Genomic DNA, 21,492 nt, shown 5'->3' on the forward strand with positions numbered 1-21,492 from the left:
CCTACTCCGCGTCCCGCAGATCCAGGCCGATGTCCAGGATCGGCGAGGAGTGGGTGAGGGCTCCCACGGCCAGGAAGTCGACGCCGGTGTCGGCGTACGCCTTGGCGTTGTCCAGGGTCAGCCGGCCCGACGCCTCCAGCAGGGCGCGTCCGCCGACGATGCCCACGGCCTCCGCGCACTCGCCCGGCGTGAAGTTGTCCAGCAGGATCAGGTCCGCGCCCGCGTCCACGACCTCGCGGAGCTGGTGCAGGGTGTCGACCTCGACCTCGATCGGCACGTCCGGGAAGGCCTCGCGCACGGCGTTGAATGCCTGGGCGACGCCGCCCGCGGCGACGACGTGGTTGTCCTTGACCAGGGCCGCGTCCGACAGGGACATGCGGTGGTTGACGCCGCCGCCGCAGCGGACCGCGAACTTCTCCAGGGAGCGCAGGCCCGGCGTGGTCTTGCGGGTGTCCCGCACGCGTGCCTTCGTGCCGTCCAGGACGTCCGCCCACGCGCGCGTGGCCGTCGCGATGCCGGAGAGGCGGCACAGCAGGTTCAGCGCGCTGCGTTCGGCGGTGAGCAGGTCACGCGTGCGCGTGGTGACCGACAGCAGCTTCTGGCCGGCCTCCACCCGGTCGCCGTCCTCGACGTGCCGCTCGACCTCGAACTCGTCGGTGCACACGACCGAGACGACCGCCTCGGCGACCCGGAGGCCCGCGACCACGCCCCCCTCGCGCGCGGTGAAGTCGGCGGTGGCCACCGCCTCCTCGGGGATGGTCGCGACCGTCGTCACGTCCACGCCGTGGTCCAGGTCCTCCTGGATCGCGACGTTGGCGATGTCCTCGACCTCGACGGGGTCGAGCCCTGCCTCGGCCAGGAGCTGGGCGAGCGCGGGATCGAGACCGCACTCCAGGTAGTCCTCGCCGGTGGCGTCGCCGTCGGCGCCACAGGCACAGCCGTCGCCGCAGCCGCCGCTGGCGAGGGGAAGGTCGGGGGTGCTCACGTCTGTCACTGCTCCTGGTGCTGCCGGGTAGGGGGGAAGTCTGCGGTATCGGTGGTGTGTAGGGCGAGCGTGCGGTCCGGATTCAGCCGTACGACGATGTGGCGGCGCCACGTCGTGTCGTCGCGTTCGGCGTGGTCCTCGCGCCAGTGGCAGCCGCGGGTCTCCTCGCGCAGCGCGGCGGCGGCGACCAGGACGCGGGCCACGCACAGGAGGTTGGTGGCCTCCCAGGTGTCGACGCCGGGCTCGGCGGTCTTGCCGTTCTCGTCGAGCGCGTCGCGGGCCTCGGTGTGCAGCCGCTGCAACTGGTCGGCGGCCTTGGCGAGGGACTCGGCGGAGCGCAGCACGCCGGCGCCCTCCGTCATGATCCGCTGGATCGCGAACCGGGCCTCGGCGCCGAGCAGCGGATGCGCGGGCTTCTCCGGGTGCTCCACCGGGGCGGGCACGCGCGCGTGCAGGCCCTCGCCGGCGTGGCTGTCGGCGATGTCGGCGGCGATCCGCTCCGCGTAGACCAGGCCCTCCAGGAGCGAGTTGGACGCGAGCCTGTTCGCGCCGTGCACGCCGGTGCAGGCGACCTCGCCGCACGCGTACAGGCCGGGGACGGTCGTCCGGCCCCGGGAGTCGGTGCGCACTCCGCCGGAGGCGTAGTGGGCCGCCGGGGCTATCGGGATGGGCTCTTGGACGGGGTCGATGCCGTGGGCGCGGCAGGCGGCGAGGATCGTCGGGAAGCGGTGCTCCCACATGTCGGCGCCGAAGTGGCGGGCGTCGAGGAACATGTGCTCGGCGTCCTGCTCCTGCATGCGGCGCATGATGCCCTTGGCGACGATGTCCCGGGGCGCCAGCTCGGCGAGTTCGTGCTGCCCGACCATGAAGCGCACGCCGTCCGCGTCGACCAGGTGGGCGCCCTCGCCGCGTACGGCCTCGGAGACCAGCGGCTGCTGGCCCTCCGCGTCCGGGCCGAGGAACAGCACGGTCGGGTGGAACTGCACGAATTCGAGGTCGCTGACCTGCGCGCCCGCCCGGAGCGCGAGCGCCACGCCGTCGCCGGTCGACACGGACGGGTTGGTGGTGGCCGAGAAGACCTGGCCCATGCCGCCGGTCGCGAGGACGACCGCGGGGGCGTGCACGGCGCCCACGCCGTCGTGCTGGCCCTCGCCCATCACGTGCAGGCTGACGCCCGCCGTACGGCCGCCCGCGTCCGTGAGCAGGTCCAGGACGAGCGCGTTCTCGATCATCCGCACGCCCCGCGCGCGGGCCGCCTCGACGAGCGCGCGGGAGATCTCCGCGCCGGTCGCGTCGCCGCCCGCGTGGGCGATCCGGCGCCGGTGGTGGCCGCCCTCGCGGGTGAGCTCCAGGCGGCCCTCGGCGGACTCGTCGAAGTGCGCGCCGGTCTCGATCAGCCGCCGTACGGCGTCCGGGCCCTCGGTGACGAGGATCCGGACGGCGTCCTCGTCGCACAGACCCGCGCCCGCCACCAGCGTGTCGTCCAGGTGCTGTTCGGGGGTGTCGCCCTCGCCGAGGGCCGCGGCGATGCCGCCCTGCGCCCAGCGCGTGGAGCCGTCGTCCAGGCGGGCCTTGGTGACGACGACGGTGTTGAGTCCCGCGGCCTCGCAGCGCAGGGCGGCGGTCAGGCCGGCGACGCCGGAGCCGACGACGACCACGTCCGCGTCGATGCTCCACCCGGGCGCGGGCGCGTGCAGTCGTATGCCTGTGCTGGTCACGAGGCGGCTCCGAAGGTGAGGGGGAGATTGTCGATCAGCCGGGTCGTCCCGACCCGGGCGGCGACGGCGAGGACGGCCTCGCCGGTGAAGTCGTCCTCGTTCCCGGTGATCTCCGTGAAGTCCGACGGGTCGACGAGCGCGAGGTAGTCCAGCTCCAGCGGCGGGTCCAGCCGGGCGGCCTCGTCCAGCACCAGCCGGGCCGCCGCGCGGACGGCGGCCGGGTTGCCGGGGGCGGCCTGGGCGACGGCGTGCGCGTCGGCCGCCGCGCGGGACTCCCCCAGCGCGCTGAGCGCCTCGGCACGCGCCTGGGTGGCGGGCACCTCACGCGCGCGTGCCCGCAGCGCCTCCTGGGCGGCGTGCCGGTCGCGGCCGGCGAACAGCGCCGCCGACAGCGCGAGCGCGGTGCGCCGCTCCTTCGCGGAGAGGTAGCGGTTGCGGCTGGACAGGGCCAGGCCGTCGTCCTCGCGGACGGTCGGGACGCCGACGATCTCGATGCCGAAGTTCAGGTCGCGGACCATACGGCGGATCAGGGCGAGCTGCTGGGCGTCCTTCTGCCCGAACAGCGCCGCGTCGGGCCGGGTGAGGTGCAGCAGCTTGGCGACGACCGTGAGGACGCCGTCGAAGTGGCCGGGGCGCGAGGCGCCCTCCAGGCGCTCCCCCATCGGGCCGGCGCTGACCCGGACCTGGGGCTCGCCGCCCGGGTAGACCTCGTCCACGGACGGGGCGAACACCACGTCCGCGCCCGCCTCCTCGGCGATCTTGAGGTCGGCGTCCAGGGTGCGCGGGTAGCGGTCGAGGTCCTCGCCCTTGCCGAACTGCAGCGGGTTGACGAAGACGGTCACGACGACCTCGCCGTCCGGCCCGGCGAGCTCGCGGGCGGTGCGGACGAGGGTGGCGTGGCCCTCGTGGAGGGCGCCCATCGTCATCACGACGGCCCGGCGGCCGGCCCGCGCGCGTGCGTGCAGTTCGGCGGCGGTGCGCAGGAGGGTGGTGGTCATCCGGCGTCTCCTTCGGTGCCGTGGGTGCCGGGGGCGCCGTCGGCCCGGCCCGCGAGGACGCCGAGCAGGTCCTCGGCGAGTTCCGGCTTGAGCAGTCCGTGGGCGAGCGCGCGGTCGGCGGTCGCCCGGGCCATCGCCAGGTACCCGGCGACGGTCTGCGGGGCGTGCCGGCGCAGCTCGGCGACGTGCGCGGCGACGGTGCCGGCGTCCCCGCGCGCGACGGGGCCGGTGAGCGCGGCGTCGCCGGAGCGCAGCGCGTTGTCGAGGGCGGCGCCGAGGAGCGGGCCGAGCATCCGGTCGGGTGCCTCGACGCCGGCGGCGCGCAGCAGCTCCATGGACTGGGCGACGAGCGTGACCAGGTGGTTGGCGCCCAGTGCGAGGGCCGCGTGGTAGAGCGGGCGGCTCTCCTCGGCGATCCACTCCGGTTCGCCGCCCATCTCGATGACGAGGGCCTCGGCGGCCAGCCGCAGCTCGTCGGGGGCGGTGACGCCGAAGGAGCAGCCGGCCAGCCGCTGCACGTCCACGGGCGTCCCGGTGAACGTCATCGCCGGGTGCAGGGCCAGCGGCAGCGCGCCCGCGCGCAGGGCGGGGTCGAGGACCTTCGCGCCGTAGCGCCCGGAGGTGTGCACGAGGAGCTGTCCGGGGCGTACGGCGCCCGTGTCGGCGAGGCCCTGCACCAGCCCGGGCAGGGCGTCGTCGGGGACCGTGAGCAGCACCAGGTCGGCCCGCCGGAGGACCTCGGAGGGCGGCACCAGCGGCACCTCGGGCAGCATCAGCGCGGCCCGCCGCCGGGAGGCGTCGGAGACTCCGGAGACGGCCACCGGGCGGTGTCCGGCAAGCTGGAGCGACGCGGCCAGGGCGGGGCCCACGCGGCCGGCGCCGACGACGCCGACGGTCAGCCGTGCGGGGCGGTCCCTGGGGTCTGGTTGTTGAAATGCACTCACTCGAGGGCGGCCTTCCCGTTCCAGTCCGCGCGGGGTACCGGACGATTTCTCGTCATGTTAACGCGATTGGAGTTCGGGACGGCCTGACCGTCGCCCGGCGAGGGCTTCGGCGTCAGCCGGTGAGGGCCCGGATCGTGGGCGTCCGGTAGAGGTCGCGCAGCGGCACCGCGGCCAGCCCCCGGGCCCGCAGGGCGGCACTGACACGGACGGCGAACAGGGAGTTTCCGCCGAGCTCGAAGAAATCGTCGTCGAGGCCGACGGGGGTACCGAGGACGGATTCCCAGATGTCCCTGAGGGCCTCGGCGAGACCAGCGTCACGTACCGGACCGGAGGTCTCCGGGAGGACCGCGGCAGCCGCCGTGGAGCGGGTCGGGGCGGGCAGCCGGGCCGGGTCCAGTTTGCCGTTGGTCGTCAGCGGGAGGGCGTCGAGCGTCGTGACCGTGGCCGGGACCATGTGCTCGGGCAGGATGCCGGCGGCGCGCTTGCGGATGCCCTGCGGGTCGTCGGCCGTGGCGCCGTCGGCCGGGACGACGTAGGCGTCCAGGCGGGCCGTGGCCGGGTCGGCGGGGTCGTCGCGGCGCACCACGACGGCCGCGGCGGCGACGGCCGGGTCCTCCAGGAGCACGCCGCGGATCTCGTCGAGTTCGATGCGGAAGCCGCGGATCTTGACCTGGCTGTCGATCCGGCCGAGGTGCTCGAGACGCCCGTCGGGCCGCAGCCGGCCGAGATCGCCGCTGCGGTACGCACGGGCGGCGGGATCGGGGGCGTACGGGTCCGGCACGAAGCGTTCGGTCGTCAGGTCGGGCCGGTTGAGGTACCCGGCGGCGACGCCCGCGCCGCCCACGCGGATCTCGCCGGTGACACCGGGCGGCACGAGGCGGCCCCGCTCGTCCGTGACGTACAGGTGCCAGCCCGGCAGGGCGGGGCCCACGGAGCGGGAGCCGGCGAGGGCGAGTGCGCGGGTGACGGTCTGGGCGGTGACGTGCACGGTCGTCTCGGTGATGCCGAACATGTTGACCAGGCGGCAGGTGGTCTCGGGGTGCCGGTCGAACCAGGGCAGCAGCATGCGGCTGTCCAGCGGTTCGCCGCCGAACACCACGAGCCGGACCGGCAGCCGGGCGTGGTCGACCCGCAGGAGCTGGGAGAACGCGGACGGGGTCTGGCTGAGCACGGTGACCCGGCGGTCGAGGAGCAGGTCGCGGAAGTCGTCCGGGTCGCGGGTGACGAAGTACGGCACGACGACGAGCCGTCCGCCGGTCAGCAGGCAGCCCCAGATCTCCCACACGGAGAAGTCGAAGGCGGCCGAGTGGAAGAGCGTCCAGGTGTCGTCGGGGCCGAGCCGGTACTCGTCGCGGGTGGCATCGATCAGGGAGACGACGTTGCGGTGCGGTACGAGCACGCCCTTGGGGCGGCCCGTGGAGCCGGAGGTGTAGATGACGTAGGCGGGGTCGTCGGGGGCCGGCTCGGGGAGGTCGCCTGTGGACGACCCGGCGGTGCCGGTGAGTTCGTCGGGGGTGAGCAGTGCGACCCCGTCCTCGCGCGGGAACGCGGCGAGGCGGGTCACGACCACCCGCAGCCCGGCGTCCGCGACGGTGTGGGCGAGCCGGTCGGCGGGGTAGGCGGGGTCGGTCGGGACGTAGGCGGCACCCGCCCGGACCACGGCGAGCAGGGTGACGACGAGTTCCGCCGTCCGCTCCAGGCAGACGCCGACGCGGTCGCCGGGGCGCACCCCGTGGGCCCGCAGCCCTGCGGCGACGCGGGCGGAACGCTCGTCCAGCTCCCGGTAGCTGAGCTCCGTCCCGCCGTCGCAGAGGGCGACGGCGTCGGGTGTGGCGGCGGCCACGCGCGCGAACGCCCGCGACAGGGTGTCCGGTTCGGACACGAGGGCGACGCCGGGGCGTCCGAGCCGGGCCACCCGGTCCCGCTCGTACGGGTCGAGCAGGTCCACGTCCGCGACGGTGGTCTCCGGTGCGAGTGCCGACTGCCGGTACACCTCCGCGAAGTGCCGGGTGAAGCCCTCGGCGACCGCCGGTGAGACATGGCTGAGCCGGTGGAAGCAGGACAGGCGGGTGCCGCCGTCCCGGAGGGGCGAGAAGGCGAAGGTGAGGGGGAAGGGCGGGGCGAGGCAGGGCAGTCGGTCGCCGACACCGGCACTGGCACCGGCACCGGCACCGGCACCGGCACCGGCACTGGCACCGGCGAGGGCGAGGGCGAGGGCCGTGGCGGGGCCGCCACGGGGCCCGCCGTCGTGGGGCGGGGTGCCGGGGCCCTGACCGCCCGGACCGGGCACCGCACCACCAAAGCCCCCACCGTCCGGACCCGGCACCGCACCGGCGCCCGGACCCTCCGGACCCGGCGCCGCACCGCCGCCGCCCCGAGCGTCCGGACCGGGCACCGCACCACCAAAGCCCCCACCGTCCGGCCCCGGCACCGCACGGGGGCCCGGACCCTCCGGACCCGGCACCGCACCGCCGCCGCCCCGAGCGTCCGGACCCGGCACCGCACCGCCGCCGCCACCCGCAACCGCACCCACACCCGTCGCCGTGCCCGGGGCCGTGCCCTGCGCCTCCGGCTCGTCGAGGATCCCCGCGACCACGTCCCGTTCCACCCGCGCCGGTCGTGCCGTGGCCAGGTCCCGCAGGGCGGTCGACGCGGGGAGGACGAACTCCAGGGCTCCGTCTGAGCCCTCTCCGGCGGTCCCGACCGTCGCCGAGCCGGTCGAGCCGTGGCCGTCGTAGCGGGCCAGGGTCAGGGCCAGCGCGGGCAGGCGGAGGGACGCGGGGGTCGTGGCGTACGGGAGGGGGAGGTCGAGGTGAAGGGCGCCGTGGGTGGTGGCGGAGGGGTCGCCGTCGCCCCAGTCCGGGGCGTCCGCCGGGGCGGGCGGCTCGGCGCGGGGCGCGGCGGGTGCGGGGCAGGGCGACGGCGGGCGCCCGCCCGTCAGCACCTCGGCCAGGTGGCGCAGCCCGGCCCCGTCCAGGCGGTCCCGGTGCGCCACGACGACCAGGTCCGCCGTGCCGTCGCCGTACCGCAGCAGGACGCACCGCACGTCCCGGGTCACCGGGCGGTGCAGTTCGGCCTCGCGGCGGCGTACGGCGAGCGGCTCGGCCGGTCCGGCCGGGACGTCGTCCGCCCACAGCCGCCAGGGGCCCGCCGCGGCCAGCCGGTCCCGCAGTTGTCGTACGTCCGTCCCGGTCACCGGGACGCGGACCGCATGGCACTGTGCACCCGGCACGGGTGTCCTCCCAGGTTTCTTCGCGTTTCTTCGCGTTTCTTCGCGGATGAGTGCGGCTCAGCGGGCCGAGAAGCCGCCGTCCACCGTGAGGGTCGTGCCCGTCACCTGCCGGGCGTCGTCCGACAGCAGGTAGACCACGGCCGCCGCCACGTCCTCCGGCTCGATCAGCGCGTTCATCGGCTGGGCAGCGACGAACTCCTCCTCGTGCTCGCCGACCGGCACGTCGAGGGCGCGGGCGATCTCGGCGAGCATCCGGCCCTCGGCGGCCGGGTCGTCGCGGACGGAGCCGGGGCAGACGGCGTTGACGCGTACCTTCCGGGGGGCGTAGTCGAGCGCCGCCGCCTTGGTGAGCCCGATCAGGCCGTGCTTGGCGGCGACGTACCCGGCGAAGTGCCGGTAGCCGACCAGGCCGGCCGTGGAGGCGATGTTGACGATGCTGCCGCGGCGGCGGGCGCTCATCGCCTTGCCGACGGTCCGGATCATCCGCCAGGCGCCGGAGAGGTCGACGTCGATCATCAGCGCCCACTCCTCCTCGCCGATCTCGTGCGCGGGCCGGCCCGAAGGAGCTGCGATGCCCGCGTTGTTGACCACGCCGTCGATCGCGCCGAGCCGGTCCTCGGCGAGCGCCACCGCCTCCTCCACGGACCGCAGGTCGCGCACGTCGCAGCGGGCCGTCAGCACCGCGGAGCCGGCCCCGCGGCACAGTGTGGCCGTGTGCTCCAACTGGCCCGCGGTGCCCAGCGGATACGGCACTCCGGGCAGGTCGTCGCAGAGGTCGAGCAGCGCCAGGTCGGCACCCTCCGCGGCACACGCCACCGCCGTGGCCCGGCCGAGACCCCGGGACGCCCCGGTGACGACGACGGTCTTCCCGGTCAGACGCATGGCCCGCTCCCCTCGTCCCAGTGCTCTCAGTGGACTTCGGCGGCGACGACGTCCAGCAGGTCCGCCGCCGACTCGGTCAGGTACATGTGGCCGCCGGACAGCTCGACGGACCGGAAGTCGGCGCCCGCGACCTTCGCCCAGGCCGCCGCCTCGTCACGGCTGACGAGCTCGTCGTGGCTGCCGCGCAGCACGGTGAGCGGGACGGGCAGCGCCAGGTCGGTGGAGGGCGTGTAGTTCTCGTGCATCTCCACGTCGGCGCGGAGCGTCGGCAGGATCAGCTCGCGCATCTCCGGATCGTCGAGCGCCTCGTGCGTGTACCCGGCGAACTCGTTGACCCGGGCGAGGAACGCGTCGTCGGGCAGGCCCGTGGCGCGCCGGGTGCGCTGTTCGGCGGGCTGCGGGGAGCCGCTGACGAAGAGGCGGACGAGTTCGGGGCCGTCCGGGGCCGCGGCCAGCCGGTGCGCCAGCTCGTAGGCGAGGACGGCGCCCAGACTGTGCCCGAACAGGGCGATCCGGTGCGGCGACGCGGGGTCGGCGGCGAGGGCGGCGCGCAGCTCGCCGTACAACCCCTCGGTCGCCGTACGGACGTCGGTGTACGGGTCCTCGTCGATACGGCGCTCACGGCCGGGCAGTTGGAGCGGCAGGATCGTCAGCCGCTCGCCGGCGACGCGCTGCCAGGGGCGGAAGAAAGAGGCGCCGGCGCCCGCGAAGGGCAGGCACACCAGGGTCGTACGGACGGTCATCGGTTCGCCCCTTCCGGGTCGACGGCCGCGAGCCGGGCCGTGTACCGCACCGGCAGCCTCTTCAGGCCCCGGCTGGTGGAGTTGTCGAAGACCCACTCCAGCTCGGCGTGCGGTACGGCGAGTTCGAGTCCGGGCAGGCGGCGCAGCAGGGTCGGGAAGGCGACCGAGCCCTCCACGCGGGAGAGGGGGGCGCCGACGCAGAAGTGCGCGCCGTGACCGAAGGCGAAGTGGCGGTTGTTGGCGCGGGTGATGTCGAGGCGGTCGGGGTCCTCGAAGGCCTCGGGGTCGCGGTTGGCGGAGTCCATCAGGATGTGGACGAAGCCCTCGCGGGGTATGGGGCAGCCGCCGAGTTCCATGTCCTCGGTGGCCACGCGCAGGGTGCCGCGGTAGACGGGCGGCTCGAAGCGCAGGAACTCCTCGACCGCCGATTCCACCAGCTCGGGCTCGGAGCGCAGGAGTTCCAGCTGGTCCGGGAAGGCGAACAGGGCCTGGAAGCCGTTGCCGATGAGGTTCGCGGTGGTCTTGTGGCCGGCGATGATCAGCAGGACGAGGGTGGAGACGAGTTCGTCGTTGGTGAAGACGTCCTCCTCGTCGGCGGCGCGCAGCAGGATGGAGACCAGGTCGTCGCCGAGGCCCTCGGCGCGGCGCCGGTCGAGCAGTCCGACGAGGTACTGCTCGATGCTGTCGCTGGCCACCTTCAGCTGACGGTTGGACTCCTCGTCCGCGAAGGGGGCGCCGCTCAGCCAGTAGCCCCAGGCGTGCAGGTCGGGGCGGTCCTCGATGGGGACGCCGAGGAACTCGCAGATGACCCGCATCGGCAGGGTGAACGCGAACTCCATCAGGTCGATCTCGCCCGACTCGGGCAGCGCGTCGATGAGTTCGTCGGTGATCTCCTGGATGCGGGGCCGCAGCAGGGCCATCCGGCGCGGTACGAAGGCGCGGCTGACCAGGCGGCGCAGCCGGGTGTGCTCCGGCGCGTCCGCGGTGATCATGTTGCGGATGAGGACCGGGCTGCTGTCCTTGAGGAGGTCGCGGAACCAGCCGGGGGCGTTGTCGACGGACTTGGACAGCCGGGGGTCGCCGAAGGCCTTGAGGGCGGTCTCGTACTCGGAGACCACGTACGCGTCGCCGCCGGGCGGGTAGTCGATGGGGTGCACGGGGCAGCCGGTGGCGCGCAGCCGGGTGTTGGCGGCGTGGGTGGCGCCGGGCGCCGGATCGGGGTCGGTGAAGAACTCCGGCGGCAGCCGGTCACCTCCGCCACCGGCCACGGCATCCACGAGAGCGGCGAGGGCGGGGGCGGAGACGGGGGGCGCCGTGGCGGTGTCGGCGGTCTGGTGACCGGGCGCGGGCGCGGAGGTCTGGCCGGTCACCGGGCTGGACGCTGAGGCCTGCCCTGTTGCCGGGCCGGACGCGGAAGCCTGCTCGGCCGCCGGGCCTGGCGCTGAGGCCTGCCCTGTTGGCGAGCCGGACGCGGAGACCTGCCCGGCCGCCGGGCCTGGCGCGGAGGCCTGCTCGGCAGCGGGCATGGGCGTGGATGCCTGCCCAGTTGCCGGGCCAGACACGGAAACCTCCCCAGCCACCGGGCCAGACACGGAAACCTCCCCAGCCACCAGGCCTGGCGCGGAGGCCTGCTCGGCAGCGGGCATGGGCGTGGATGCCTGCCCAGTTGCCGGGCCAGACACGGAAACCTCCCCGGCCACCGGGCCAGACACGGAGACCTGCCCAGCCGCCGGGCCTGGCGTGGAGGCCTGCTCGGCAGCGGGCATGGGCGTGGGCGTGGAGGCCTGCCCGGCAGCGGGCATGGGCGTGGATGCCTGCCCAGTTGCCGGGCCAGACACGGAAACCTCCCCAGCCACCGGGCCAGACACGGAGGCCTGCCCGGCCGCCGGGCCTGGCGTGGAGGCCTGCTCGGCAGCGGGCGTGGGCGTGGGCGTGGAGGCCTGCCGGGGCGTGGGCGTGGAGGTCTGCGGGAGCGCGGGTGTGGAGGTCTGCCGGGTGGTGTCGGCGGGCATCACGTCTCCTTGGAGGTCGGGGCGCCGGACGTGTCGTCGGCCGTGCTGGTGACGGCGTACTCCTCCGGCGGGGCGAGCTTGCGGATGCGGGGGCTGAGGGTGGGCAGCGCGGCCAGGCCCGAGACGATGCCCATGGCCGTGAACACCGCGGTGGGTCCGGCCAGGTCGAAGAGGGTGCCGACGCCGAACACGCCGAGCGGCGCGGCCACCATGGACATGAACATCACGGCACCCAGCACCCGCCCCTGCGTCTTGTCGGGCGCCATGGCGGCCAGATAGGCGAGGAACAGGGCGCTGGTGATCGGCCCGCGCAGGAACACGCAGGCGACGATGATCCCGAGCGGGACGAGCCCGGAGACGTTCGCCAGCAGCACGGCGGCGACCGGCCCGATCCAGGCGGCCGTCAGGAACAGCACCGGCGGCGGCACCCGCTTGATGATCGGGCTCGCCAGCAGCGAGCCGACCACCCCGCCGATGCCGGCGATCGACAGCAGCAGACCGGTGAAGGTGGAGGAGGCGCCCCGGCTCTCGGCGGTGGCGATCAGCGCCAGGAAGACCCCGGTGTGGGTGAACGCCATGTTCGAGCCCATGATCCAGACGATCAGCAGCCGCAGGACGGGCTGCCGGGCGAGGAAGCGGAAACCCTCGGCGGCGTTGCGCTTCTCGCCGGGCGCCGGGTTCTCCACCTTCAGCGGCTTGCGGATGAACAGCAGCAGCGCGGACGAGACCAGGAACGACAGGGCCGCCGTGAGGAACGGGAAGGCACGCGCGACGGCGAACAGCGAACCGCCGGCCGGGGGCCCGCCCATGGTGGCCGCGAAGTAGCGGACCTGGTTCTGCGCGGTGGCCTGGGTCAGCTGCGAGGGCGGCACCAGCTGCTTGATGACGGCGAGGCCGGTCGGGTTGGAGATGCCGAGGCAGGCGGCCGAGCCGACGGCGACGGCGAGGATGACGGCGGGGTGGGTGTTCCCGGTGGAGACGAGCAGCGCCAGCAGCCCCAGCAGGACGACGCGCACCATGTTGCAGGCGATCAGCAGCAGCCGCCGGTCGACCCGGTCGGCGAGGGTGCCGCCGGGGATCGACATCAGGCTGGCGGTGACCAGCTGGGCGGAGCCGACGGCACCGGCGTAGAACGCGGAGCCGCCGGTGGCGAGGATCAGCAGCGGGTACGCGACCTCGGCGGTCTCCTTGGCCAGCGCGGCGAACGCCTCACTGGTCCACAGTGCCTGGAAGTCGGCGTTGCGCAGGAGGGGTTTCTCCGCCTCCGGTGCCCGTGCCTCTTCCTGGGTGGTCGCGTCAGCCATGGTCACTCCGTTTCTCGTCCAGCACCCCGAGGAGCCTGGCCGCCAGGGGGCCCGCGTGGGGGGCGGCGAGCATCGACCAGTGGTCGCCGGGGACCGGCTCCACCCGCAGCCCGCCGGCGTACAGCCCGTCCAGGCGGGCCCGCAGCCGGTCCGCGCCGCCCGGCGCGAGGCCCTCGGCCGCCTTGAACAGGACCGCGCGGCAGGGCAGCGGCCGCGGCCGGTAGCGCAGCAGCGCCGCCTGGCGGGCCGCGAACCTGCGCCGCAGCGCCGGGTCCCGGCGCAGCCGCCGGGCGAGCGGGCCGACGCCGAGCACGGCCTCGGCCTGGTGGCGCAGGCCCGCGCGGAGGAACTCCGGGGCGATGCCGACGGGCAGACCGGCCGTGTCGGGCACGAACCCGTCCAGGCACAGCAGCAGCTCGACGCGCGCGCCGCGCCGGATCAGCTGCCGGGCCAGCTCATGGGCGACGACGGCGCCGTAGGACCAGCCGCCGAGGGTGTAGGGCCCCTCGGGCTGGGCGCGCAGCAGGGCCGCGAGGTGGGCGGCGGCGAGGGCACCGACCGTGCGCGGGGTGCCCCGGGGGTCGTCGGTGTCCTCCAGGCCGAGCACCGGTCCGGCGTGGCCGACGGCGGCCAGCTCGGCGGCGAGTTCCCGGTAGGGCAGCGCGGTGCCGACGGCGTCGCTGACGAGGAACAGCGGCGGCTGTCCTGGCCGGCCCTCGGCGAGGGTGGCCACGCCGGGCACCGAGGTCGCCGACGGTGCCGCGGCTCCTCCGGTGACGGCCGCGACGAGCGCCCCGAAGGAGGGGTGGCGGGAGAAGTCGGTGACGGACAGGGCGCAGCCGGTGCGTTCCCGGACGGCGGAGGTCAGGGTGACGGCCATGAGGGACTCGCCGCCCAGGGCGAAGAAGTCGTCGTCGTCGCGGACGGCGGCCACCCCGAGGGTTCGGCACCACACCTCTTCGAGCACGGCCCGTACGCCAAGAGGTGCGACCGGCGGCGGCGCGACCGGCGTCGGTGCGGGCGGGCGCGGCGGCCGGCGCTCCCCGCGCGGGTCCTCGCCCTGGAACCGGTAGCCGGGCAGCGAGCAGCGCGGCGCCCCGGGCCCGGCGGGCTCCCGTACGTCCGCGAGCGCGCGGTCGGCACCCAGTTCCCACAGCGTGCCGAGCGCCGCCAGCAGGGCGTCGTCGGCGGGCTCGTCCGGGCGCCCGGTCAGTCGTACGGCGGTGAAGGCGGCGGCGTCCCAGCCGGGGCTGCGGCGCAGTCCGCCCAGCATCGAACTGCCGGGCCCGAGTTCGACGTACGTCGTGCAGCCCGAGGCGAGCAGGGTCTCCATGGCGCGGGCCAGCAGGACGGGACTGCGCAGCTGTGCGGCCCAGTAGTCGGGCCGGGCCACGCGGGCCGGGTCGGCCCAGTCGCCGGTGGAGTTGGAGACGAGCGGCAGCCGGGGCGGGCGGGCGGGCACCGACGACAGGTACGCACGCACCGCCTCGGCTGCCGGTTCCATGGCCTTCGAGTGGAAGGCGCGCCGGGTGTGCACCGGCGTGATCGGCAGGCCCGCAAGCGCGTCGCCCGCCAGGAGGTCTTCCACGGCCCGCTCGGGGCCGGACAGGACGACGGAGCCCGCGCCCTCGACGGCGACGGTGACCTCCCCGTCGGCTGGGAGCCTTGCGGCGATTTCGCCTGCGTCGCCGGTGACGCTCACCATGCGGCCGGGCTCGGTGTCCCACATGGCGCGGGCGCGGTGGCACACCAGGTCGGCGGCGTCCTGCGGCGACCAGACCCCGGCGAGGGCGGCGGCCGCGTACTCGCCGACGCTGTTGCCGAGCAGCGCGGCGGGCCGTACGCCCCACTCCCGGAGCTGGCTGCCGAAGGCGTGGCCGAGGGCGAACAGGGCGAGTTGCTGGTGGACGGTGTCGGCGAACCAGTCCGCGCCGGTGTCGCCCTGTTCCGCGACGACGGGCGTCAGGTCGATGCCGTGGCCGTCCCGCACGTGCTCGCGTATCGCGTCGAACGCCGCCCGGAAGCCGGGGAGCGCGCGGTGCGCCGCGGCGCCTGCGGCGTGCCGCAGGGTGCCCTGGCCGGGCAGCACGAACGCGACCTTGCCGAGCTTGCGCGGCTTGGCCCCCGCCGCCCGTGCGCCCTCCCGCTCCGCGACCCCCCGCAGCAGCCGGGCCGCCTCCTCGACGTCCCGCGCCACGACGACCGCCCGATACCGGTGCACCCGCCGCCCGGCGAGGCTACGAGAGACCTCGCCGAGGGACGGGGGGCCTGGAGGGAGGGTGTGGGGGGCCACGGCGGGGGATGGGGTGCCTGGGGGGAGGGACGGCGTGCCCGCATGGAGGGTACGAGAGTCCCCGGCAAGGGTCGGCGCGTCCCCGCCTCGGGGCGATGTATCCCCGACGAGGGTCGATGCGTCCTCGGCGAGGGTGTCTGGCGCCACGGCGAGGGTGTCGGGCGCCTCGGTCACCACCGTCGTGCCCCGGGTCGGGGCGAGACGGTCGGCGAGGGCCTCGGCCAGGTCGCCCAGGGCGTGGGGTGCGGCTGCCGAGATCAGCAGGGGGCGCGGTCCGGGGCGGTCCGGGAGGGGGGCGCGGCGGGGGGCGGACTCCAGGACGGCGTGGGCGTTGGTGCCGCCGACGCCGAAGGAGCTGACGGCGGCGATCCGGGCGCCGTCGCCCCGGCGGGGCTCCCACGGCTCGCCCCGCTCCACGATCCGGAACGGCGAAGCGTCCAGCTCCAGCAGCGGGTTCGGCCTGCTGTAGTGCGCGGTGGGCACGAGCCGGCCGTGTTCCAGCATCAGCGCGGTCTTGATCAGCCCGGCGACCCCGGAGGCGGCACCGGTGTGCCCGATGTTGCCCTTCACGGCGCCGAGCGCGCACCGCGCGCGGGCCGGCTCGGTACGGCCGAACACGTCGGCGAGGGCCTGCACCTCCACGGGGTCGCCGAGCCGGGTCGCCGTGCCGTGCGCCTCGACGTAGTCGATGTCGGCCGGGTCCACCCCCGCCACCGCCTGCGCGGCGCGGATCACCTCGCTCTGCCCGGTCGGGGACGGCGCGGTGAACGCCATCTTGTCGGAGCCGTCGTTGTTGACGGCGGTGCCGGTGATCACGGCGGCGATCCGGTCGCCGTCGCGCAGCGCGTCCGCGAGCCGCTTGAGCACCACCACGGCGACGCCCTCGCTGGGCACGGTGCCCGCCGCGTCCTCGTCGAACGGCCGGCAGCGGCCGTCGGGCGAGAGGATGCCGCCCGGCTCGTACAGATAGCCCCACTCCCCGTCGGGCATCACGGTGACGCCCCCGGCGAGCGCCGCGTCGCACTCGCCGCCGACCAGCGCGCGGACGGCGAGATGCGTCGCGGTCAGCGAGGTGGAGCAGGCGGTCTGCACGGTGAGCGCGGGGCCGCGCAGGCCCAGTTTGTAGGCGGCGCGGGTGGCGAGGAAGTCCTTCTCCCGGCCGATGTAACGGGCGAGCTCGCCCAGCTCGGGGTCGATGCGCTCGCCCACCCGGTCGGCACCGGCGTACACCCCGATCCGGCCCCGGAAGCGGGTCGGATCGAGCCCCGCGTCGTCGAACGCGGTGACCGCGGCCTGGAGGAACACCCGCTGCTGCGGGTCGGTCGCGGCTGCCTCGGCCCGGCTGTAGGAGAAGTAGGCGTGGTCGAAGCGGCGGGATCCGGCGATCACGCCCATCGCCGGGACGAAGTTCTCCCGGCGGACGTAGGACGGATCGGCACCCCGGTCGATCAACTGTTCGGGGTCGAAGCGGCTGATGCCGTCGGCGCCGGCCGTCAGCGCCGCCCAGTACTGGTCCACGTCGTCGGCTCCGGGCAGCCGGCAGGCCATCCCCACGACGGCCACGGCCCCGTCCCCGCGCTCCAGCGTGCTCGGCACGGTCACACCCCCAGGTCGACGTAGAGATGATCGAGACCGACGTACGAGAGGTTGGGCCCCCACACGGCGGCCTCGTCCGCGAGCCGCGCGTCCGGGAAGCGCGCGGCGAACCGGCGCAGCAGCACGGCCGCCTCCAGCCGGGCGAGGGGTGCGCCGACGCAGTAGTGCGGGCCGAATCCGAAGACGAGGTGTTGCTCGGAGGCCCCGTCCGACGAACCGGCCCCGGCCGCCGCGCCGGTGACGGGGCAGGCAGCTGCCGGTGCGCCGCCGTCCTCGATCGCGCCGCCGTCCTCCAGCAGCCCCTCCCCCGTCAGGCTGACGAGCACCAGGTCGCCCTCCCGCATCCGCTCCCCGGCGACCTCCTGGTCGTACGCGACGACCCGTCCCAGGTGCCGCAGCGGTGGTCGGCGTTGCAGGACCCGCTCCACGAACGCCTCCGCCGCGCCGGGCCGCTGCTCGCGCACCGCGTCCCACACCGCCGGCTCGCCCAGGACGTCCATGACGGTGGACGCGAGCAGCGAGGACGTCGTCTCCAGGCCCCCGAAGAGGTTCATCGCCCAGGTCGCGGTGGTGCGCGCCCGGTCCTCGGGGGTCTCCTGCGGGAAGGCCTTCGGGGCGGTGGCCCGGGAGAGGGCCTCGGTCATCTCGACCATCGTGCGGTGGGCCGTCTCGGCGTAGTCGCGGCGGTACATCGCGCCGATGAACAGCGACAGGGTGCGCGCCCAGCGGTGCAGCACCTCGGGCGGTTCGGCGACGCCGACGACGTGTGCCATCACCCTGCCGGAGATCCCGTCGGCGACGGCCGGCACGACGTCGTGCGGCGCGGTGGCGGCCAGCGCGTCCAGGCAGGCGTCGGTGATCTCCTCGACGCGCGGCGCGAGGGACCGTACGTACGACGCCGACATCACCCGCTGCACCGGGCGCCGCAGCGCGGTGTGCTCGGGGGCGTCGGCCTGTACGAACCACAGCCGCAGGAACGCGGTGAGCTCGCGGTACTCCGTGCGGGCGGCCTCGGTCATGTACAGCTGGAAGGAGCGCTCGAACGTCCCGGATGTGAAGCCGGGGTGGTTGAGGACCTGCCGGGCGAGCCGCGGATCGGCGACCACCCAGCATTCGAGGCCCTCGTCCCACGCGAGCGGGGGCGTACCGTTCACGCGCCGCCGGCCTCCTTCTCGACGAGCGCCCGCAGCCCGGCCGGGGTCGGCGAGAGCAGGAAGTCCCGCAGCCGGACCGTCACACCGAGGTGCTCCTTGACCTTGCGCATGAGCCGCACGGCGCCCAGGGAGTTGCCGCCCACCATGAAGAAGTCGGTGTCGGCGTCGATGCCACCGGCCTCGGAGTTCTCCGTGACCTCGGCGAAAAGCTCCGCGATCCGCGCGGTCACGGCGGCCCCGGGATCGGCCGCGGCCCGCTTCGCCTGTCCTGCGGGGACGGCGGACGCGGCGAGAACGCGCCGGTCGACCTTGCCGTTGGCGGTGACGGGAAGGCCGTCCACGATCGTCCACAGGGTGGGGACCATGTAGGCGGGCAGCGTCCGCTGGAGCAGGGAACGCAGTTCGGTGGCGGCGAGGGCGGCGCCCGGCGCCGGCACCACCGCGGCGACCAGCCGCTTGTCGGCGCTGTCCCCCTCGGTGACCAGCACGACGGCGTCCTGCACGGCGGGGTGGCCGGTCAGCACGTCGGCGATGGCGCTCAGCTCGACCCGGTAGCCGCGCAGTTTGACCTGGTCGTCGGCGCGGCCGAGGAAGGCCAGCCGGCCCCGTGAGTCGACGCGTACGACGTCGCCGGTGCGGTAGAGCCGTTCGGGCACGTCGGGCGAGAACTCCCCGAAGGAGCGGGCCGTCTCGTCCGGGTTGCCGAGGTAGCCGTCGGCGAGTCCGGCGCCCGCCGCGTACAGCTCTCCGACCGCGCCGGGCGGCAGTAGCCTGCGCCGCGCGTCGAGGACGTACACGCGCGTGCCGGGCACGGGCCGGCCGATGGGCAGCGGGCCGTCGACCTCGTCGGGTGAGGAGACCGAGTGGGTGGTGGTGAAGGTGGTGTTCTCGGTGGGGCCGTAGCCGTTGGTGACGACGAGGCCGGGGTGGCGGGCCAGCACGCGCGCGGTGTGCTCGTGCGGTACGACGTCCCCGCCCGTCAGCAGCTGCCTGAGCCCGCCGAGCGAGTCGGGGGCGAACTCCTCCACGAGCCGGAACAGGCCCGCGGTGAGCCAGGCCACCGTGATGCCGCGTTCGCGCAGGAACGCGCCGAGTTCGGTGGGCGAGGCGAGGCCCGCCGGGTGCACCTCCAGGGTGGTCCCGGTGAGCAGCGCGCCCCACACCTCGAGGGTCGAGGCGTCGAAGGCCAGTGGCGACAGCCGCAGCATCCGCTCGCCCGGCCCCAGCCGCACGAACCCGGCCTCGTGCACCAGCCGGATCACGGCGCGGTGCGGCACGGCGACGCCCTTGGGCTCACCGGTGGAACCGGAGGTGAAGGCGACGTAGGCGAGCCGGGCGGGGTCCTCGGCCACGTGCTCCACGGACTCCACGGACTCCACGGACTCCACGGACTCCACGGACTCCACGGAATGCGACCCGGGGCGCCACGTCGGCTCCCACACCGCGACCGGTTCGGCGCCCAGGGCGCGGAAGCGGGCGGCGGCCTCCCCGTCGGCCGGGCCGACGAGCGCGGCCGACGGCTCGGCGCGGGCCACGATCCTCGCCAGATGGGCGTCCGTGGCGCTCTGCTCGACGCCCACGTAGGCGGCACCCGCCCACAGCACGCCCAGGACGGCGACGGCCTCGGCGACCGAGCGTTCGACGCCGACCAGCACCCGGTCACCGGGGCGGACCCCGGCCGCGCGCAGCAGCCGCGCCTGTTCCCGTGCCGCGTCGGCCAGCCCGGCGTACGTCAGGTGCGCGGACCCGTCGCGTACGGCGACGGCGTCCGGGGTGCGTTCCACGGCCGCGCGGAACAGCGCGTCGAGGGAGGTGTCGGGGAACTCGCGGCGGGTGTCGTTGAGTTCGGCGAGCCGGGCGTGGCCGTCGGCCGATATGCAGCGCACGTCCTCCAGACGGGCCGCGTCCCCGGTGGCGAGTTCCTCGACGCCGGCCAGGAAGTCGGCGACGAAGGCGCGGGTCTCGGCCTCGGTCCACACGGAGGTGGCGTACTCGACGTGGCCCGCGTAGGCGGGGTCGGAGTGCCCGATGAGCAGGGTCAGGTCGAACTGCGAGCCGCCGCCGTGTCCCTCCTCCACGCGCAGGCGTGCGGTGCCCGCGTCGAGGGTCTGCGGCACCAATTGGTCGTGCATGCCGAAGCAGACCTGGACCAGCGGGTGGCAGCCGAGGCTGCGTTCGACGCCGAGCCGGGAGGCGAGTTCCTCGAAGGGCAGGTCGCCGGCGTCGATGCTCCGTCCGAGCGAGGCGTGCACGGAGCGCAGGTAGGCGGCGGGGCTCGCGTCGTCGTCGAGGTCGACGCGGACCGGTACGAGGTTGCCCGCGACGGCGATCAGTCGCTCCAGCTCGCTGCTCTGGCGTCCGAGCAGCGGCACGCCGACGAGCAGGCTCCGGGTCCCGGTGCGCCGGCCGAGGGCGAGGCCGAAGGCGCCGAGGAGGAAGGCGAACGGGGTGACGCCGAGCGCGCGGGCCCGCTCGGTGACGGCCGCGGACAGCTCGGGCCCGAGGTCGAGGCCGGTGCGCTCGCCCGTGGCGTCCTGCAGGGCGGGGCGCGGCCGGTCGGCGGGGAGTTCCAGGGTGGTGGGCACCCCGTCGAGGTGGCCCTTCCAGAACTCGGTCTGGGTGTCCCACACGCCACGTACGCGCAGAGCTTCCTGGTGGTCCGTCAGCACCCGGACGGGGGGCGCCGTTTCGTCACCCGGCTCGGTGCCGGTGTCGGTGTCGGTTCCGGTGAGCGCGGCGTGCCGGGTGAACAGCTCGCGCAGCAACAGGCCGACCGCCCAGCCGTCGAGCACCATGTGGTGCGCGGCCAGGACCACGGCGTCGCGCCCCTGCGGGTGCGAGAAGTGCAGCAGCCGCCAGGCGGGCGCCGCCGACAGGTCGAACGGACGGCGGCCCTGCTCGGCCCCCTCACGGCGCACGAACGCCGCGAACTCCTCGACGGGCCCCTCGTACACGATCTCCGTCAGCTGCGGGGTGTGCGCGGACAGCACCTCTCGTACGACGTCGTCCTCGCCGTCGAGCCCGCTCTCCCGGAAGACGGTGCGCAGCCCCTCGTGCCGGGCGGCGGTCTCGGCGAGCGCCTTGGCGAGCGCCCCGCGGTCGATCCGGCCACCGTCCTCGGCACGGGCGGTGAAGACGAGGTTGTAAGGAGACCCGCCGGCCACCCGCTCCATGAGCCACATGCCACGCTGAGCGGGCGAGAGAGCGGCGCCACCACCGGAGCCGATGCCGGAGGCCGGGCCGGTGCCGGGCCCCGCGCCGGAGCCAGAACCCAGGTCCGAGCCGTGGCCGGAGCCCAGGCCTGCGCCGGAGCCCGGGCCGGAGTCAGAACCCAGGTCCGAGCCGTCGCCGGAGCCCGGGCCGGAGCCAGAACCCAGGTCCGAGCCGTGGCCGGAGCTCAGGCCTGCGCCGGAGCCGGAGCCGGAGTCAGAACCCAGGTCCGAGCCGTGGCCGGAGCTCAGGCCTGCGCCGGAGCCGGAGCCCGGGCCCGGCCCCGGGCCGAAGCCGGAATCCAGGCCCGAGCCGTGGCCGGAGCCCAGGCCTGCGCCGGAGCCGGAGCCCGGGCCCGGCCCCGGGCCGAAGCCGGAATCCAGGCCCGAGCCGTGGCCGGAGCCCAGGCCTGCGCCGGAGC

The 21,492-nt window shown here is 75.2% G+C and carries 12 protein-coding genes; all 12 read right to left on the reverse strand.

Annotated elements, in window-relative coordinates; genetic code table 11:
- Position 1: 1 nt before the first annotated feature.
- Positions 2 to 985: a carboxylating nicotinate-nucleotide diphosphorylase gene (gene nadC / locus ACIRF9_RS44385; RefSeq protein ID WP_403834881.1), complete on the reverse strand. Its 984-nt coding sequence runs from the start codon at positions 983 to 985 to the stop codon at positions 2 to 4.
- Positions 986 to 990: 5 nt separating this feature from the next.
- Positions 991 to 2,703, reverse strand: a complete 1,713-nt coding sequence (locus tag ACIRF9_RS44390; protein ID WP_403834884.1) for an L-aspartate oxidase — start codon at positions 2,701 to 2,703, stop codon at positions 991 to 993.
- Positions 2,700 to 3,701: a pantoate--beta-alanine ligase gene (panC, locus tag ACIRF9_RS44395; protein ID WP_403834887.1), complete on the reverse strand. Its 1,002-nt coding sequence runs from the start codon at positions 3,699 to 3,701 to the stop codon at positions 2,700 to 2,702. The genes ACIRF9_RS44390 and panC overlap by 4 nt, the downstream gene beginning before the upstream one ends.
- Complete coding sequence (locus ACIRF9_RS44400) at positions 3,698 to 4,645, reverse strand: Rossmann-like and DUF2520 domain-containing protein (RefSeq protein ID WP_403834890.1); 948 nt, start codon at positions 4,643 to 4,645, stop codon at positions 3,698 to 3,700. The genes panC and ACIRF9_RS44400 overlap by 4 nt, the downstream gene beginning before the upstream one ends.
- Before the next feature lie 112 nt (positions 4,646 to 4,757).
- A complete protein-coding gene (locus ACIRF9_RS44405) occupies positions 4,758 to 7,145 on the reverse strand; it encodes an amino acid adenylation domain-containing protein (RefSeq protein ID WP_403834980.1) in 2,388 nt (795 codons plus the stop codon).
- Positions 7,146 to 7,934: 789 nt separating this feature from the next.
- Positions 7,935 to 8,759, reverse strand: coding sequence for an SDR family oxidoreductase (locus ACIRF9_RS44410; RefSeq protein WP_403834893.1), 825 nt, complete (start codon positions 8,757 to 8,759; stop codon positions 7,935 to 7,937).
- A 26-nt stretch (positions 8,760 to 8,785) separates the two neighbouring features.
- The gene (locus ACIRF9_RS44415) at positions 8,786 to 9,502 is read right to left on the reverse strand and encodes a thioesterase II family protein (RefSeq protein ID WP_403834895.1); all 717 of its coding nucleotides are present in this window, start codon (positions 9,500 to 9,502) and stop codon (positions 8,786 to 8,788) included.
- Positions 9,499 to 10,872 (reverse strand): cytochrome P450, encoded by a 1,374-nt coding sequence (locus tag ACIRF9_RS44420; protein WP_403834898.1) that lies wholly within the window; start codon positions 10,870 to 10,872, stop codon positions 9,499 to 9,501. The genes ACIRF9_RS44415 and ACIRF9_RS44420 overlap by 4 nt, the downstream gene beginning before the upstream one ends.
- 641 nt (positions 10,873 to 11,513) lie before the next feature.
- Complete coding sequence (locus tag ACIRF9_RS44425; protein ID WP_403834901.1) at positions 11,514 to 12,818, reverse strand: MFS transporter; 1,305 nt, start codon at positions 12,816 to 12,818, stop codon at positions 11,514 to 11,516.
- Complete coding sequence (locus ACIRF9_RS44430) at positions 12,811 to 16,707, reverse strand: type I polyketide synthase (RefSeq protein WP_403834904.1); 3,897 nt, start codon at positions 16,705 to 16,707, stop codon at positions 12,811 to 12,813. The genes ACIRF9_RS44425 and ACIRF9_RS44430 overlap by 8 nt, the downstream gene beginning before the upstream one ends.
- A gap of 2 nt (positions 16,708 to 16,709) precedes the next feature.
- Entirely contained in the window at positions 16,710 to 17,861 is a 1,152-nt protein-coding gene (locus ACIRF9_RS44435) for a cytochrome P450 (protein ID WP_403834906.1), read from the reverse strand.
- Positions 17,858 to 21,478, reverse strand: coding sequence for an amino acid adenylation domain-containing protein (locus tag ACIRF9_RS44440; protein WP_403834982.1), 3,621 nt, complete (start codon positions 21,476 to 21,478; stop codon positions 17,858 to 17,860). Before ACIRF9_RS44440 ends, ACIRF9_RS44435 begins: the two co-directional genes overlap by 4 nt.
- Positions 21,479 to 21,492: the final 14 nt, after the last annotated feature.

This window comes from Streptomyces sp. NPDC096132, assembly GCF_044763345.1.
Classification (GTDB): Bacteria; Actinomycetota; Actinomycetes; order Streptomycetales; family Streptomycetaceae; genus Streptomyces.